A 14,517-nucleotide genomic window follows, 5' to 3' on the forward strand; every position below is an offset into this window, starting at 1 on the left:
ATCTGCGCCGATGACAATATTAAAATCTTTCTTAATCATAGCCTTATCATTGTTTTCAAAAATAAAAAAGTTAATGCTCAGGAGACACCGCTATGTTCAACCTTATGGATACAGGCTCTAGGCCTAAGCTACCGTTCGAACTACATTAGCCAGTGCGGATAGTGGGGCACCCTATCTGCCGGACAGGCTTCAAGCCTCAGGGATTGCACGATATCCCCACCCTCCTCCCGATGATCAGTCGAGGATCCTGGCTTGTTTGTTCGCCGGAATCAAGATATAAGGGAGTGCCGAGATGACGGTTACTTGAAGGGTTGCTGAATCGGCTGAATGTTGTACGTAATCAGGTAGCCTTATAAATTACAACTTACAGTTGCCGTTTTAGCTTTGGAATGGCTGTGGCTTGATTTTTGTCTTTTTCCCCAGTGACACTATCCAAAATCATCGCCCTTGCTTCGTTGCTGACAAAATGGCGGTTTTTTCCTGCCGTGTTAATCTCAGCAAGAAAAGCCACGCGCACTTCGATCTTATCCAACGATAGTATCTTGATAAGATGTGGGACAAAGGTATCTTCACCGATAAATGGGGCATGTCCTTTTGCCACACCCATATATTCAAGGGCAACCGGCTGAATGTTTGCTTTAGTCAACAGTGCGGACTGAAACAAAAACGCATGAAAGGGTAAAACCCCATCGCCTTTGGTGGTGGTGCCTTCGGGAAAAGCGATAACCGTACTGTTTTGCTTTAACTGCCAAACCATTTGCTCAGCAGTCGCTTTTGCTTGTTGTTTATCGCCGCGACGGACAAAAATGGTGCCACCTTGTTTGGCCAGATAACCGACCACCGGCCAAGCCAAGATATCGCTCTTGGCGACAAAATGGGCAGGCGTAAAGCGCCCCAAGACTATAATATCCAGCCAGGAAATGTGATTGCTGACCAAGAGGCAGGGTCTGTTGAGTGCCTCGCCCTCTTTGCTAACACGTAAACCGACAATGACACCAAACCATTTTAACCAGGCCATTTTTAGCGCATCACGTTGGTGTTTGGCGTAGCTTGGCGTACATAAAACATCGAGAGCCGGAAAAATAATTGCGACTATGATTAATCCGCTGATAAACAACAGGGTAATAAGGACAACTTTATAGCACAACCGTATTTTCAACTTCATTAGCCGCTTGCGCCGCGCTTTGCTTCCAGCACGCTTGCGGCATACACATCCCTGGCGATCGCCGCGCCAGTTCCCGACTGGCTTGCGGCATACACACCATCCCTGGCGATATACCCTCTCATATAGTGTTTGCTGTAGCGTTCCTGGATCTGATCCAACGGCAACAGGGTGAACAGATCCATGCAGTTGAAATCTTCATCCCAATAAGGATCACCACAAATCAATGCGCCAAACCGCAAATAAGCCTTGAGCAACGGCGGTATACCGGATTCATCACGCTGGCATCGCAATGCCTTGGGCACTGGAATCAATGGCTTGACCTGCAACGCTGGCGCAGCAATATTTTTGGGGTCAATATTCCGGTAAACCGCATCGATGGCAAATCCGTTAGGGTCTGGCGTAATACTGGCGCAGCCCAGCAGATAATTGTATTGCCCCTCTAAAGCATATTGGACCAACGCAGACCAAAGCGTGGTCAACACAGCGCCGCCGCGATAATCAGGGTCAACGCACGTCCTGCCTACCTCCAAAAAACGACCCGGCAGCGCCAACACCTGATCCAGGATGAATTCATTTTGGGAATAAAACCGCCCCAAGCGTTTTGCCTGATCTTGATTGAGCAATCGCGTATATCCCACAATTTTAGCGTTGAGCTTATCGTAGACAACCAAATGTTCGCAAAAATCATCCACCTCATCATAATCCAGGCCTTCCGAACCTGACTTCAGCGTGGCGCCCATTTCCTGGGCAAAAACGCGATAGCGCAGGGCTTGGGCTTCTTTTATCAACGCCTCGTAGTCAGCGATAAAGCAAACTAACTTTTTGTCCGGCCTGGCTTGTTGTCCTGAGCCTATAGTTTTCATGTGTATCCTGATAGCTAAAAATAATCGGATACCTTAATCAATCGAAATGTCAGTTTTATGTCGGATTCATGAAATTATTGTGACAAGTAGAGAGGGGTAATACTAAATAAGAACGTGCAACTGTTTTTAAAAGCCGTCATTCCGGCAGGGATTGCCGGAATCCAAGCTCCATGGATGGCTTGGAACTTGCCGTCCATGGCACTGGATACCCGCTTCCCGGCGGGTATGACGCACTTTTTGGCTTCAGTTGCCAATCAAGTTCCCTAATTCAGATTTTAAATCAGTTATGCATTTTTACTTAGATTGACTGAGTTGTCACATAACTTTCATGTGTATTAGTTACAATCCTGGCTATTTAATCGTGGGACTAAACAGCTATTCAATATAGGGATAACATGAATATCACTTCTTATCGAACTATCTGGATTTCCGACCTGCACCTTGGCTCTACCCAATGTCAGGCTGACGTTCTACTTGATTTTCTTAAATACAACGACAGCGAAAAGCTTTATCTGGTGGGTGACATTATCGACTTTTGGGCGCTTTCCAAAAAAATGTACTGGCCGCGAGACCATAATACCGTCATTCAAAAAGTGTTGCGTAAGGCAAGACATGGCACTCAGGTCATTTATATACCCGGCAATCATGACGAAAACGTCCGGGACTACGATAATTATGTCTTCGGCGACATCACCGTTAAAAATTCGGATGTACATACCACTGCTTCCGGGAAGCGTTTCCTGGTCGTTCATGGCGACGAATACGACACCATCGCCAGGTGTCATCGTTGGCTTGCCAAGCTGGGCAGTGAAAGTTATGACATCCTGCTTGAAATCAACCGTTTTGTAAGGATGATCCGGCGCTGGTTGGGCGTACAGTCACATTTTTCCCTGGCCGCTTTTATCAAATTCAAGGTCAAGAATGTTGTCCAGTTCATTTCCGATTATGAAGAAAGCATAGTCAATACGCTCAGGGATGAAGGCCTGGACGGCGTTATCTGCGGACACATCCATCATGCGGAAATCAAGGACATAGGCGGATTTTTATATGTCAATACCGGCGATTTCGTGGAAAGCTGTACCGCCATAGTGGAACACAGCAATGGCACACTGGAGCTGGTGAGATGGCATAAGACCGAAACGGCTGTGAGCTATGAGCATCTGGAAGCTAATCTCCACAAGGAACCTCTAAAAATTCAAAAACCTCCTTCTCCCTTAGGGAGAGGGTATTTTTAGGGCTTCCCCATAAGCAACAACCCATTTCTTTTGCAGTACCCGGGCCAACCACATAATCCTATGAACCACGGTTTTTACATCATTCTTGCTGCCCAGTTCTTTTCATCATTGGCAGATAATTCGCTATTGTTCGTTGCGATCGAACTACTCAAAGACCGGGCTGCACCTTCCTGGGAAATACCGGTACTACAACAATTTTTCGTGCTCTCGTTTATCGTGCTCGCACCCTTTGTTGGCCCATACGCCGATTCGTTGCCGAAGGGTAAGGTCATGTTTATTAGCAACACGATCAAGATTGCAGGCTGCCTGGCCTTATTCTTGGGGGTACATCCATTGCTTGCTTATGGCTTTGTCGGCACCGGCTCTGCGTTGTACTCACCGGCTAAATATGGCATTTTGACCGAATACCTCCCAGCCCATCGCCTAGTTTGGGCAAATGGCTGGATGGAAGGTTTGACCGTTGCGGCTATCATTCTGGGTGCCATTGTTGGCGGATTATTGATCGGCCATCATTTTAAGGCCCTGATTGCCCAACAACTGGGCAGGTTTGAGTGGAATGCCGGCATCGATACCGCGCCTGAATTTGCGATTCTTGTTGTTTTGGGTTTGTATTTTGTGGCTGCACTGTTCAACTTATTCATTCCTAAACTGCCGATTGAACATGAATTGCCGAATACAAACTTGGCATTTCTGTGGACTGATTTTTGGCGGTGTTTTCTGCTCTTGTGGCGTGATCCCTTAGGGCAGGTGTCTTTGGCGGTTACCTCATTGTTTTGGGGGGCCGGGACGACCTTGCGATTCATTATTCTCATCTGGGCTGCATCAGCGTTTAACTTTGATTTGCAACAAGCCACCCAATTGACTGCGGTTGTCGCGGTGGGTCTTGCCATCGGTGCGGTCGTAGCGGCCAAGCTAGTGCCTTTGGAACATGCGGTAAAAGTATTGCCGTTGGGCATAGCGATGGGACTGGTTATTGTCGTGATGGCATGGCTTAGCGATTGGCGGCTGGCAATCCTCATGTTAATATTGATCGGCATCCTGGCAGGCAGTTTTTTAATCCCCATGAACGCATTGCTCCAACACAGGGGGCATCTACTGATGGGTTCTGGACATTCCATCGCACTACAGAACTTCAACGAAAACGTTAGTATCCTGTTGATGCTGGGCGCTTATGCCCTAATGATTGAGGCCGAATTGTCGGTAAAAACTATCGTGGTCGTGTTCGGACTGTTCGTATCGTTCACAATGGCGTGGCTAACCCATAAACACGGCCATGACCAGGATTAGGAGTAAATTCTCATCTTGAATCATGAGCGCCAGGAATACCTACCATGTCGGAGTTGTTATGCCTAGACCTGTAACCCCAGCGCTAGCCGCCGATACGATTATCGAACTGACTGACTACCCAGGCCGCCCCATAGTCTTGATTGAGCGGGCGTATCCACCGTATGGCTGGGCGATTCCCGGCGGATTCGTCGATGTCGGCGAGCGGGTTGAACACGCTGCTGTGCGGGAAGCCCAAGAAGAAGTCAGGCTGGATGTCAAGCTGATTGCTTTGCTGGGACTCTATTCCGACCCTAGCCGCGACACCCGTGGACATACGGTAACTGCGGTTTACGTCGCTGAAGCCACAGGCATGCCTGTGGCTGCCGATGATGCTAAAAATTGCCGGATATTCAACCTGGATGAATTGCCCGAACCCTTGGCATTCGACCACGCCCAAGTCCTTGCCCACTACAAAACATTTCGGGAAACCGGACAAGTAACGCCGTTACCCGGCAATCCTGGTGACAGCTAAGGTAAACATGGGGCCACACTGATGAATAAGCGGGTATTGATTATGTCAGCGAGTGCGGGAAACGGCCATATAAAGGCAGCGGAAGCGCTGGAACAGTCTTTTGCCGCTGATGACCGAGTTACTGAGGTTATCAACAAGGATGCGTTGCAATACACCAATAAACTGTTCAGGGATTTTTATTCCAAACTTTACACTTCTTTAGTGCGGTCAGCGCCTAACTTTCTCGGATGGTGGTATAAGACCAGCGACGAACCCTGGCGCACCGACCGTATGCGCATTATGCTCGACCGGTTGAACACCAAGCCGCTGGTGCGTTTTATCCAGGACTTCGACCCGCACATCATCGTCTGCACCCACTTCATGCCCGCCGGGATTATCTCTCACCTGATCGCAACCCAACAGATCAAGGCGCGTCTGTCTATTGTGGTGACCGATTTTGATTTTCATGCCATGTGGTTATCACGTTCATTCCACCGCTATTTTGTCGCCCTTGACGAAACCCAGGCGCACCTTGAAATGTTGGGCATCCCTAGGGAAAGAGTTACCGTCTCAGGCATACCCATTGACCCAGTTTTTCAACGGCCTATAAACCGGACAGAAGCTAGGCTAAGCCTGCAGCTGAATCCAGACAAACCTGTTCTATTGCTCTCGGCTGGCGCTTTAGGTATGGAATCTACGGAGTTTATGGTAGAGCGGCTAATCAATCTGAATATCGATGCTCAGACGCTGGTCATCTGCGGACATAATGAAGTGCTGAGACAACGGATAGTACAATTAGTCGATAGGCGCAGCGCAAATTTCAAGGTGCTGGGCTACACCAACCAAATGCACACACTGATGAAAATGGCCGATATTCTCATTGGCAAGCCGGGCGGTATGACAACTTCCGAAGCGATTGCTTGCGGACTGCCGATATGCGTGGTTTCGCCCATTCCTGGCCAGGAAGAAAGAAATAGTGATCACCTCCTGGAGGAAGGCATCGCCGTCAAGTGTAACGACCTGACCACACTGTCCTTCAAACTGGAGCAATTACTGCAAGATCCGGCTAGGCTTGCCAGTATGAAAGCGAATGCCTTGCGTTTTGCCAAACCTCTCGCTTCGGCAACCATCGTCGATACCCTGCTCGAAGATCACCTCCCGCACTTGTCTTTCACCAAGCATCAACGGGCGGCGATAGCCATAGCAGCAAGACAGGAAAGCACTGGAATCAGCCATAAAATGTCGGCCCGATTACGTGCTTTCATGGATTCCTCCCGGCAATAACAAACCCGCTAACGGTCATCTATCCAGTTCAATATGTACGTGGCAGTGTTACGGTAACCGTAGTTGAAGCTGCCGAGACCTAAGATATTGGCCTCGGCAACCAACATTCAATCCCTGCCAGATTCTGCGGGGAGTGTTTTGCTAAACACGGTTGTGCCTCCAATATCTTTCAGCTCGACGGTTAACGTCTTGCTGTTTTTATCAATGTTGACTTCGCCGAAGAATTGCAGTCCGGCATAAGGCGACAGATTGGACTGGCCTGAGGGTGGCGCTTTGCTGAATACCACTTGTGGGCCGAAGGTGCCATCTGTGCTGTTAGGCCCGAAAGAACCTGCATTAAGGGGCCCGGCCACAAATTCCCAAAATGGTGAAAAATCCTTGGTTTGGGCCTTGCCAGGATTGTAGAAATGAGCGGCAGCATAATGCACGTCGGCAGTCAACCAAACGATGTTCTTAATATGTTCATGCCTGATGAAGCTTAACAAACGGGCGACTTCCAATTCGCGTCCGGTTGCCGCTCCGTTGTTGCCGTTGGCAATGGCTTCCCAGCGAGGTGTGCCATTAGGAATATTATCGACAGTGCCATCCCCTATGTTGAGGCCAATGGGCATATCGGCTGAGATGACTTTCCAAGTCGCATGTGAGTTTTTCAGCCCGTTCTTCAACCAGGTAAGTTGCGTTTCACCCAGGAATACGGTATCTGGGCCTTCCTGTGCTTGCAGGTTACTGGTATTTGGCCCCCGGTAGCTACGCATATCAATGACAAACACATCCAACAATTTGCCATAAGAAAGTTTCCGGTAGATACGCTCGGATTCTTCGGCATCATTTGGACGAACCGGAGCATATTCATGAAATGCTTTAGTGGCACGGGCGATTAATAGCGGAACATCCTTAACGGTGTAGCGGCTATCTGCACTCAGATCCTTGGAATCCGACCAGTTGTTGACAACTTCGTGGTCGTCCCACTGCCAGATCTGCGGAACTTCGGCATTGAAACGGCGCAGATTTTCGTCCAGCAGGTTGTATTTGTAGCGCCCACGGAATTCATCAAGTGTTTCGGCGACCTTGCTGACTTCAGGAGTCACGAGATTAGTCCATATCTGACCGTTCTCAGCCGGTTTGCTAGCAGGAATGGGGCCGTCGGAATAGACGTTATCGCCGCTTTGGATGAAAAACTGCGGCTCGACTTGGCGCATGGTTTCATAGATTTTCATGCCGCCGAAGCTTTCGTTGATACCCCAACCTTGGCCTGCCGTATCACCACCCCAAACGAAACGGATATTCTCTTTTCTTCCGATGGTATGGAAATGGCCGATTATCGGTTCGCTTTTGCTACGGGCATTAGTCAAATCTTCAAACCAGACTTTAACGTAAACATCCTTGCCATCGGGAAGACCGGTTAAATCCTGGCGGGCCGTAAAATCGCTAGCTTCAAACGCATAAGGGCCACGGATAACTTTGGAGTTTTCGAACTGCTCATTGAGTGCGTACTCCACCATCATACGGGTCGGACGGTCAGCACGGCTCCACACGATAGCGCGTCCAAGCGCCAAATCGCCGAACTGGATACCTTGCTCCATCATGGGAGCTTCAGCCGCTAATACGTTTGGAACAGTCAATGCCAAGAGCAACGGCAGAGCGGTCATGCCTACCGCCAAGCTTAAATGTTGCGGGATATTGCGGGAATTTTGATCGGACCTCTTCATGGGGATTGCTCCTTAGATGTTGTTGATGAGGCCCTGATTATAAAAACGTTAGATGACAGGATGATTAGCGTTAGATTACAGGATTATTATGGAGGGACTGCACATTTCGAAGGCCATAAATGATGGATTAAAGGAGGGGGAAACTATCGGTAGTAGTTTTCAAGTCCTGTAAGATTAAATTTGAGCTACTACAAGGGTATTGGTAGGCTATTATGGATTTTTTATTGACACGGCCTTTGGATAGATTGGCATTACGGTATAGCGCCCCATCATGCCTGCTTCGACATGATCGTTGACGTGGCAGTGATACATCCAGATTCCTGGATTATCGGGCTTCATATCCACTGTCACATGCGTAGCGGGTAGCAGATTGAGCACATCGATTCGTTGACCTGCGGAAAGCAGGGTATTTCCGTGCCAATGCGGGGTGTGCATATCTACCTCAGTCCCTAGCGCCAATTGGTGCCAGCGGACGTTTTCCCCGACCTTCATGTTAAGTCCTATAAGGTTATCGTACACATAACCATTCATACTGTGCATGAGATTGCTTTCCTTAAACGACTCGTCTTCCTTCTGATCGTTGGCTCCGGGTGCAAAGGCCGCGATGTTCTTGTCTAAATAATAGCTCTTGTTCTCATCGAAAACGGTAAACAGCACGATAAACTCCCTGTCGATTCCTTTTAGTTTACCGTTTGTCTGCAAGGTACCTTTGCGCGAGATAATAATGGGGCCCGCCAAACCGGTATTCGTGTCCATGGTTTCATTGCCATGGGAGTGATAGAGCCAGATGATCGAACTGGGGTCATTCGGGCCTGGCCCAGAGCGTTCAGGTATCTCCCAAATGTAAGTGTAGGTTGCGCCTGGCGCTACGAGGTCATCCTGCTTGTCTTTCTCCGAAGTGCCGTCTTGATAATGGGCCCCTTCGCTGTCTTTTTTATAAAACACGCCATGCGGATGCATAGATGTCGTCATGCCTTGCGTTTTATTGCGGAAGACGACCTTGATGGTGTCGCCAACATTGGCTCGAATGACTGGGCCTAGAATACCGAGGTGTTCCCACTCAGCAGGACGAGGCTTGACGGTTACGAAGGAGGCGTCGGTATACTCAACGAAATGGGCCTTATAGTATTTGTGCCCGATCCGTCGCTTACCATCACCTTGAACAAACACGTTTTCCTCTGCGGAAAATTCGGCTCGGTGCATGGGATTGATGGGGTAGGAAGGCGCATAGTCCCAGATCGTCTCCTCTGCGGCTATGAAATAAGTTCGCGTAATTCCCGCAAGAGACTCAACAGCGGAGCATAGGAACGTCAGGGCAATTACAGTACGTAGGGAAAGAAGCATGTGGAGTATCTAATCAGAGTCTTTAGAAGATGATAATGAATCTCAATAAAACACCCCAATGTTTTTCATTGCTGCTGCAAGGGATAATCCTTTCCACTATCATCTAAGCACTGCAACTCTAATTGGAGTCGGTTACGATATAGAAAGGTGGGCTAACCGAAGTTAGCTCACCCGTTCAAATACGCTTACTTCAAGTTCATGCAGTTGGCATAATAAGTGACTGTGGCAGGCCAATCTGAGAAGATACCTTTTATACCGATATCTTGCGCGAGCACATCGAGCATCACCATCGTGTCGCCATCCGTTTTAATGCCGTCAGTCACAGATTGATAGTAGTAACCGCCGCCGTTTTTCAAGAGACCAGAACGTTCTAACGTCCAAGTTATAATATCCAATCCGGCGGCTTTGGCTGCTATCGCATATTCCGATGGAACAATTTTGTTGTTGGCATCGAGTGTCACCAAAACCCACATTGGCGGCGCAACAATTTTTATGCCTTCAGCCGCTAACGCAGGCAGCTTGGCAATTGCAGCGGGCACTTGTTCTGGGAAATCCAGGGTTTCAAGGTAAACCGCTTGTTTGCCGAATGCAGGTTCGTTGGCAATCCAGTAACGCACGTCTTCGAGGTTAAAAGATTGCGGGAACACGTTTTTGGGTTTAACACCAGCAACCTTGTATTCATCAAGCATTTTTTGGGCGTAAGCTTGCTGGGTGAAACCGTTAAATGGCATCTTTACGCTGGCCTCTTTCAGTTCTGGTGTCATTTTTACACCCAGTTTTTTGAACAAATCGATGCTCTCTTTATGGCTCAAAAGAGTGCCGTTGGCTGAATAGAGGTCTGTACGAAAATTGGGGGTTGCGACTATATATTCAGCAACCGTCTTGGCCTTGGGATTGCCTGCATCCATTTTGCCTTTAAGCGTCTTGAATTCTGCAAGGGTAATATCGCTGGTACAGCACTGTACGTTGGCAAAAGGCGTTGCACTGTTAAAGTCTGGAAGGACCGAGCATTTTCCCGCCAGATTCGTTTCCAGGATATTAGTCGTTGTATGCAAGTCGCACTGTGAGTGACGGCAGACCAGTTCTTTGTCCTTGGTAAAGGTTACGTCACACTCGACAATGCCCGCCCCCATCCGTGCCGCTGCCTCATACGATTGCTTAGTGTGCTCGGGGAATTGTAAAGCAGCCCCACGATGACCAATCGAAAAATCAGTTTTATGGAAAGGGCCTTCTGAACATTGCTGGAGTGCAGCTTTGAGTTCGCCCTTCCGCATGTCGTTGACCAAGAAAAAAGGTCTAGGCCCAAGCTGGACGTTATGTACAACGCGACTGTGATTGTTATTTTGGTGTGCCGATACGACCAGTGGCGATAGGGTGGCTATTACACCCGCAATAGCGAATAGGTTTTTAAACAAGCTCATGATAATCTCCAATGAAAGTTATTTTACTTATAGAGTTCAACCCGGAGAGTCCAATCAGGTTGAGCGATGAACATTACTGGTTTGTTATGTCTATTTGATGACGATTTTGTTAACAATTGATGAAATAAAATGGAAACAATGATGGTGCAGTTATACTTTCCCTATTGCCGCAATGGTTGCTATTTGCTTGGAGAATTTGCTGGATGAAGAAATAACCAGGTTGAGTAGGCCATATTTGACGATATTTTATTTAAAAACAGTATAAACGGTATATACTGTTTTTTTATTTAAGAATAGAGGAGCGCCATGATAAGTACAACAAAGCCAAAATCAAAAAAAGCAGCAGCCAAACCACTTGAAATTGAACCGCCAATAGAGAAAGAAGTAATCAAAAAGATCCCTAAAAAGTCATCAATAACAAAATCAGGCAAAGACGCTGAATCTAAAGAAGCCGTTGAGACAGTTGAAAACGAAGGGAATGCTTCTATTAAAAAAAGAAAAATCGCCAAAGCAAAAGTCATCAGGGATAGTTTTTCATTTCCAGAACAGGATTACCTGAAAATTTCAGGACTCAAGAAAACCTGCTTAGCCGCTGGAATTCATGTTAAGAAAGGCGAAATTCTTCGCGCCGGGCTGCTTTTACTTACAAAATTAAGCGTAACCGAACTTAAACAAGTTGTTGAACAAGTTGAAAAAGTTCAAACCGGTCGACCAAACTCTTCAAAAATTTAGCAAAAGAGACATTGCCTGTTATCAATAAGTTTAACTCTGCTTTGCCAGATTAATGCGCGAGTCCGTCATACTCGCTGGGAAGCGGGTATCCAGTGCCATGGATGGCAAATTCAAATTCATCCATGGAGCCTGGATTCCGGTGACCTCCATGGATGGAGGAAGTGCGGAAGAGGATATGGAATCCTTGCCACCAATCCATGCCGGAATGACGATCCTGGATAATATGGATTATGTAATCTGACAAAGTAGAATTAGGCTCGAAGACAACAGGGTTGACCGATAGTGGATAATTACATCTGCAATGTTTTAGGTTAAGTAGTGACTCTTTAACATTAAAACCGAATCTGCTGCATTCATACGCTGGAATATGGGAACGAGAAACATCTAATATTAACTTATGACTGGCTTTAAATTCCCTGAACTCGAACAACTTGAGCGCATCATTGGGCAATTCGGTGACCGGGCCCAAACTGAAGTAATAGAACGGATTCAATACCAAGATCATGAATTTCCCATTCATTGCATCACGCTGGGTTCAACTCAGCCCGATGCGCCTGTATTAGCCTTTTTTGGCGGTGTGCATGGGTTGGAGAAGATCGGTTCTAAAGTGATCCTGTCTTATATGCAAACCATCAGTCAATTGCTGGACTGGGATGAGGAATTTCAGGCCCGGCTTGAAAAATCCCGGCTGGTCTTTGTTCCCATCGTCAATCCGGTGGGCGTTTATCTTGGCACACGTTCCAATGGCAATGGTGTCGATTTGATGCGAAATTCACCTGTGGAAGGCATAGGCTCAACCCGTATTTACAGCGGTCACCGCATCACGCCTCGTCTGCCCTGGTATCGCGGTGATGAATCCGAAATGGAAAAAGAAGCGCAAGCTTTGTGCCGCGTTGTGGATCAACATCTGTTTAGATCGCCTTTGTCCATTGCCCTGGATTTGCACTCAGGATTTGGCATTCAGGATCGTTTATGGTTTCCTTACGCCTCTCGTAAAACCCCCTTTGCCTTTATTGCTGAAACCTTGGCATTAAAAGAACTACTTGATCGGTGCTATCAACACCATATCTATAAAATTGAACCGACGTGCCAGGAATACTTGATTAACGGTGACCTGTGGGATTATCTGTTCGATGATTTTGTGCGGCGGTTTTCAGCCAGACATTTATTTCTGCCACTGACACTAGAGATGGGTTCATGGCTTTGGCTGCGTAAGAATCCCATGCATCTTTTCTCACGGCATGGCTTGTTTCACCCGCTCTTGCCCCACCGGCAGCAACGGATTTTTCGACGGCATTTTATGCTGTTTGATTTCTTGCATCGGAGTCTTTTATATCCAGAAAAATGGACAAACCTTAAGCCGCAACAAAAGTTAGCCTATGAAAACAAGGCATCAAGTCTTTGGTATGGATAAACAGTTTGGTCAAAACTGGATCCTGCTTAGAGGTCTGGCTCGTGAATCGGCGCATTGGGGCGATTTTGTTGCCCTTTTACAATCGACATTCCCAGATGCACAAATAACGTTGCTGGATTTACCCGGCACAGGCTGTTTTTATCGGGAAACCAGCCCAATCACGATCAAGGCAATAACAGACAGGGTGCGCCGTCATGCCCTCGACAAGGGTTTCATCCAACAACCGGCAACGATTCTGGCCCTTTCGCTGGGGGCGATGGTTGCCTGGGAGTGGATACGCAGCTATCCCGAGGATATTTGCGGCGCAATCCTCATTAATACCAGCTTTGCCGATTTGAATCCCTTTTATCAGCGGCTACGCTGGCAAAGTTATAAGGACTTTGTCGCACTGACGATGACGCGTGACGTGCATAACCGGGAATCGGGAATTTTGCAGTTGGTCAGCAACCGCCGGGATCAGGACGAACAGATAACCCAAGCTTGGGAAAAGATCCAAAACGAACGCCCCATCAGCCTTAAAAACAGCTTCCGCCAGATTATAGCGGCTGCAAGCTATCGGCCCGGGGACAACAAACCACAGCAGCCGGTGTTATTATTAAACGCGCAAGGTGACCGCCTGGTGGCGCCACAGTGCTCAGAGGCAATACACAAAAAATGGAATCTGGAACTCCGTAGCCACCCCTGGGCAGGTCATGACCTATCTCTTGATGACGGCGCATGGGTGGCATTGCAATTGAAAGGTTGGGTTGCTCAAAAATGGGAATCAATGCAATGAAAATGAGGAGATTCGAAGCCTCAAAAATCAAAATCAATCTCGCTAAAGTCGTCTAATTGTCCCTGTAGCCTCTTTTTTTCCCAATATATCTCGATCTTACGGCGGGAGGCCATTTTTTTTGTTGTCAACTCGTCTTCAGGAGGCAATGCTAAACCGTCTTCGTTGGCATTTACATCAAAATCTTCCAGGTCGATGTGGTGCAAAGATTCTTTGTTTTGGTCAGCATCAGGTTCTGGAATGGTGATGCCTGTGAGGGATTGTGATGTTTCAATCGCTATGGCCAAACTAAGTTAAAAATAATTATTGTGGGTCTTTAATCGGGACGCTGTAAAGCAAAATTTTGCGACGATCTTGAGCGAGATTAATCGACCAAAGAGACTCCTGTCTATGAAGCCATGGCTTATCTCAGTGCGTAAAGATGCTGCCGATGGGGTGCGTAAGTCATCCTTACGCACCCCAGACCCTATTGCAATATATCCGTTAGCGCGGATAAGTGGGTTGAGGATAACCTTGTTGCGGGTAGTTCTGCTGAGGGTAGCCTTGTTGGGGATAGTTTGGCTGAGGGTAGCCTTGTTGCTGTGGATACCCCTGTTGCTGTTGAGGATAACCTTGTTGGGGAGCACCCTGCTGAGTCCCTTGAGGTGCGCCGGCATTTTTATTGGCGACAATCGCCAATTCTACGCGCCGGTTTTGTGACCGGTTGTTTTCATCAACATTAGGGAATTTAGGCATACGCTCACCCATGCCTTGTTGGGAGAGGCGGCCATAATTGACATTATGCTGGGCTAAAAAAGCGGC

15 protein-coding genes and 1 pseudogene are annotated in these 14,517 nt (G+C 47.7%); 9 read left to right on the top strand and 7 right to left on the bottom strand.

Going from position 1 to position 14,517, the window contains the following annotated elements:
* Nucleotides 1–364 precede the first annotated feature (364 nt).
* On the bottom strand, nt 365–1,165 hold the full coding sequence (locus tag ACLQ6D_RS03435; protein WP_411725869.1) for a lysophospholipid acyltransferase family protein: 801 nt from the start codon (nt 1,163–1,165) through the stop codon (nt 365–367).
* Entirely contained in the window at nt 1,165–2,028 is an 864-nt protein-coding gene (locus ACLQ6D_RS03440) for a GNAT family N-acetyltransferase (protein WP_411725871.1), read from the bottom strand. Before ACLQ6D_RS03440 ends, ACLQ6D_RS03435 begins: the two co-directional genes overlap by 1 nt.
* Nucleotides 2,029–2,142: 114 nt before the next feature.
* Between ACLQ6D_RS03440 and ACLQ6D_RS03445 the strand changes: the two genes are divergently transcribed.
* The 5 genes from ACLQ6D_RS03445 to ACLQ6D_RS03465 all read left to right on the top strand — a co-directional run bounded on the left by ACLQ6D_RS03445 (nt 2,143) and on the right by ACLQ6D_RS03465 (nt 6,324).
* Nucleotides 2,143–2,295 (top strand): hypothetical protein, encoded by a 153-nt coding sequence (locus ACLQ6D_RS03445; protein ID WP_411725872.1) that lies wholly within the window; start codon nt 2,143–2,145, stop codon nt 2,293–2,295.
* Nucleotides 2,296–2,423: 128 nt separating this feature from the next.
* Entirely contained in the window at nt 2,424–3,263 is an 840-nt protein-coding gene (locus ACLQ6D_RS03450; protein WP_411725873.1) for a UDP-2,3-diacylglucosamine diphosphatase, read from the top strand.
* A gap of 60 nt (nt 3,264–3,323) precedes the next feature.
* The gene (lplT, locus tag ACLQ6D_RS03455) at nt 3,324–4,550 is read left to right on the top strand and encodes a lysophospholipid transporter LplT (RefSeq protein WP_411725874.1); all 1,227 of its coding nucleotides are present in this window, start codon (nt 3,324–3,326) and stop codon (nt 4,548–4,550) included.
* 58 nt (nt 4,551–4,608) lie between these two features.
* Nucleotides 4,609–5,061 carry an NUDIX domain-containing protein gene (locus ACLQ6D_RS03460; protein ID WP_411725876.1) on the top strand — a complete coding sequence of 151 codons (453 nt, stop codon included), beginning with the start codon at nt 4,609–4,611 and terminating at the stop codon, nt 5,059–5,061.
* Nucleotides 5,062–5,082: 21 nt separating this feature from the next.
* On the top strand, nt 5,083–6,324 hold the full coding sequence (locus ACLQ6D_RS03465) for an MGDG synthase family glycosyltransferase (RefSeq protein ID WP_411725877.1): 1,242 nt from the start codon (nt 5,083–5,085) through the stop codon (nt 6,322–6,324).
* A 107-nt stretch (nt 6,325–6,431) separates the two neighbouring features.
* On the opposite strand, the gene ACLQ6D_RS03470 is transcribed toward ACLQ6D_RS03465, so the two are convergent.
* The 3 genes from ACLQ6D_RS03470 to ACLQ6D_RS03480 all read right to left on the bottom strand — a co-directional run bounded on the left by ACLQ6D_RS03470 (nt 6,432) and on the right by ACLQ6D_RS03480 (nt 10,798).
* The gene (locus ACLQ6D_RS03470) at nt 6,432–8,033 is read right to left on the bottom strand and encodes an alkaline phosphatase D family protein (protein ID WP_411725878.1); all 1,602 of its coding nucleotides are present in this window, start codon (nt 8,031–8,033) and stop codon (nt 6,432–6,434) included.
* A 210-nt stretch (nt 8,034–8,243) separates the two neighbouring features.
* Nucleotides 8,244–9,377: a multicopper oxidase domain-containing protein gene (locus ACLQ6D_RS03475; RefSeq protein ID WP_411725880.1), complete on the bottom strand. Its 1,134-nt coding sequence runs from the start codon at nt 9,375–9,377 to the stop codon at nt 8,244–8,246.
* A 185-nt stretch (nt 9,378–9,562) separates the two neighbouring features.
* A complete protein-coding gene (locus tag ACLQ6D_RS03480; protein ID WP_411725881.1) occupies nt 9,563–10,798 on the bottom strand; it encodes a glycerophosphodiester phosphodiesterase family protein in 1,236 nt (411 codons plus the stop codon).
* Nucleotides 10,799–11,104: 306 nt separating this feature from the next.
* Here ACLQ6D_RS03480 and ACLQ6D_RS03485 point away from each other — a divergent pair, with 306 nt between their 5' ends.
* The 4 genes from ACLQ6D_RS03485 (at nt 11,105) to ACLQ6D_RS03500 (ending at nt 13,719) form a co-directional block, all read left to right on the top strand.
* Nucleotides 11,105–11,530 carry a hypothetical protein gene (locus ACLQ6D_RS03485; RefSeq protein ID WP_411725882.1) on the top strand — a complete coding sequence of 142 codons (426 nt, stop codon included), beginning with the start codon at nt 11,105–11,107 and terminating at the stop codon, nt 11,528–11,530.
* A gap of 52 nt (nt 11,531–11,582) precedes the next feature.
* Complete coding sequence (locus tag ACLQ6D_RS03490) at nt 11,583–11,771, top strand: hypothetical protein (RefSeq protein ID WP_411725883.1); 189 nt, start codon at nt 11,583–11,585, stop codon at nt 11,769–11,771.
* Nucleotides 11,772–11,927: 156 nt separating this feature from the next.
* Nucleotides 11,928–12,944: a M14 family zinc carboxypeptidase gene (locus tag ACLQ6D_RS03495; protein ID WP_411725884.1), complete on the top strand. Its 1,017-nt coding sequence runs from the start codon at nt 11,928–11,930 to the stop codon at nt 12,942–12,944.
* Nucleotides 12,910–13,719, top strand: coding sequence for an alpha/beta fold hydrolase (locus tag ACLQ6D_RS03500; protein ID WP_411725886.1), 810 nt, complete (start codon nt 12,910–12,912; stop codon nt 13,717–13,719). Before ACLQ6D_RS03495 ends, ACLQ6D_RS03500 begins: the two co-directional genes overlap by 35 nt.
* Nucleotides 13,720–13,739: 20 nt before the next feature.
* Here the strand turns inward: ACLQ6D_RS03500 and ACLQ6D_RS03505 are convergent, their stop codons facing one another.
* Both ACLQ6D_RS03505 and ACLQ6D_RS03510 read right to left on the bottom strand, forming a co-directional pair.
* On the bottom strand, nt 13,740–14,003 hold the full coding sequence (locus tag ACLQ6D_RS03505) for a PA3496 family putative envelope integrity protein (protein WP_411725887.1): 264 nt from the start codon (nt 14,001–14,003) through the stop codon (nt 13,740–13,742).
* A gap of 196 nt (nt 14,004–14,199) precedes the next feature.
* Nucleotides 14,200–14,517: pseudogene (locus tag ACLQ6D_RS03510) on the bottom strand (flagellar motor protein MotB); the annotation flags it as partial.

The organism is Methyloglobulus sp. (genome assembly GCF_046714055.1).
Lineage (GTDB): Bacteria > Pseudomonadota > Gammaproteobacteria > Methylococcales > Methylomonadaceae > Methyloglobulus.

What these genes read in the sequence shown, in the direction of transcription:
- ACLQ6D_RS03435 (WP_411725869.1), bottom strand. Translation starts at nt 1,165, where the DNA reads ATGAAGTTGAAAATACGGTTGTGCTATAAAGTTGTCCTTATTACCCTG.
- ACLQ6D_RS03440 (WP_411725871.1), bottom strand. Translation starts at nt 2,028, where the DNA reads ATGAAAACTATAGGCTCAGGACAACAAGCCAGGCCGGACAAAAAGTTA.
- ACLQ6D_RS03450 (WP_411725873.1), top strand. Translation starts at nt 2,424, where the DNA reads ATGAATATCACTTCTTATCGAACTATCTGGATTTCCGACCTGCACCTT.
- lplT (WP_411725874.1), top strand. Translation starts at nt 3,324, where the DNA reads ATGAACCACGGTTTTTACATCATTCTTGCTGCCCAGTTCTTTTCATCA.
- ACLQ6D_RS03460 (WP_411725876.1), top strand. Translation starts at nt 4,609, where the DNA reads ATGCCTAGACCTGTAACCCCAGCGCTAGCCGCCGATACGATTATCGAA.
- ACLQ6D_RS03465 (WP_411725877.1), top strand. Translation starts at nt 5,083, where the DNA reads ATGAATAAGCGGGTATTGATTATGTCAGCGAGTGCGGGAAACGGCCAT.
- ACLQ6D_RS03470 (WP_411725878.1), bottom strand. Translation starts at nt 8,033, where the DNA reads ATGAAGAGGTCCGATCAAAATTCCCGCAATATCCCGCAACATTTAAGC.
- ACLQ6D_RS03475 (WP_411725880.1), bottom strand. Translation starts at nt 9,377, where the DNA reads ATGCTTCTTTCCCTACGTACTGTAATTGCCCTGACGTTCCTATGCTCC.
- ACLQ6D_RS03480 (WP_411725881.1), bottom strand. Translation starts at nt 10,798, where the DNA reads ATGAGCTTGTTTAAAAACCTATTCGCTATTGCGGGTGTAATAGCCACC.
- ACLQ6D_RS03485 (WP_411725882.1), top strand. Translation starts at nt 11,105, where the DNA reads ATGATAAGTACAACAAAGCCAAAATCAAAAAAAGCAGCAGCCAAACCA.
- ACLQ6D_RS03490 (WP_411725883.1), top strand. Translation starts at nt 11,583, where the DNA reads ATGCGCGAGTCCGTCATACTCGCTGGGAAGCGGGTATCCAGTGCCATG.
- ACLQ6D_RS03495 (WP_411725884.1), top strand. Translation starts at nt 11,928, where the DNA reads ATGACTGGCTTTAAATTCCCTGAACTCGAACAACTTGAGCGCATCATT.
- ACLQ6D_RS03500 (WP_411725886.1), top strand. Translation starts at nt 12,910, where the DNA reads ATGAAAACAAGGCATCAAGTCTTTGGTATGGATAAACAGTTTGGTCAA.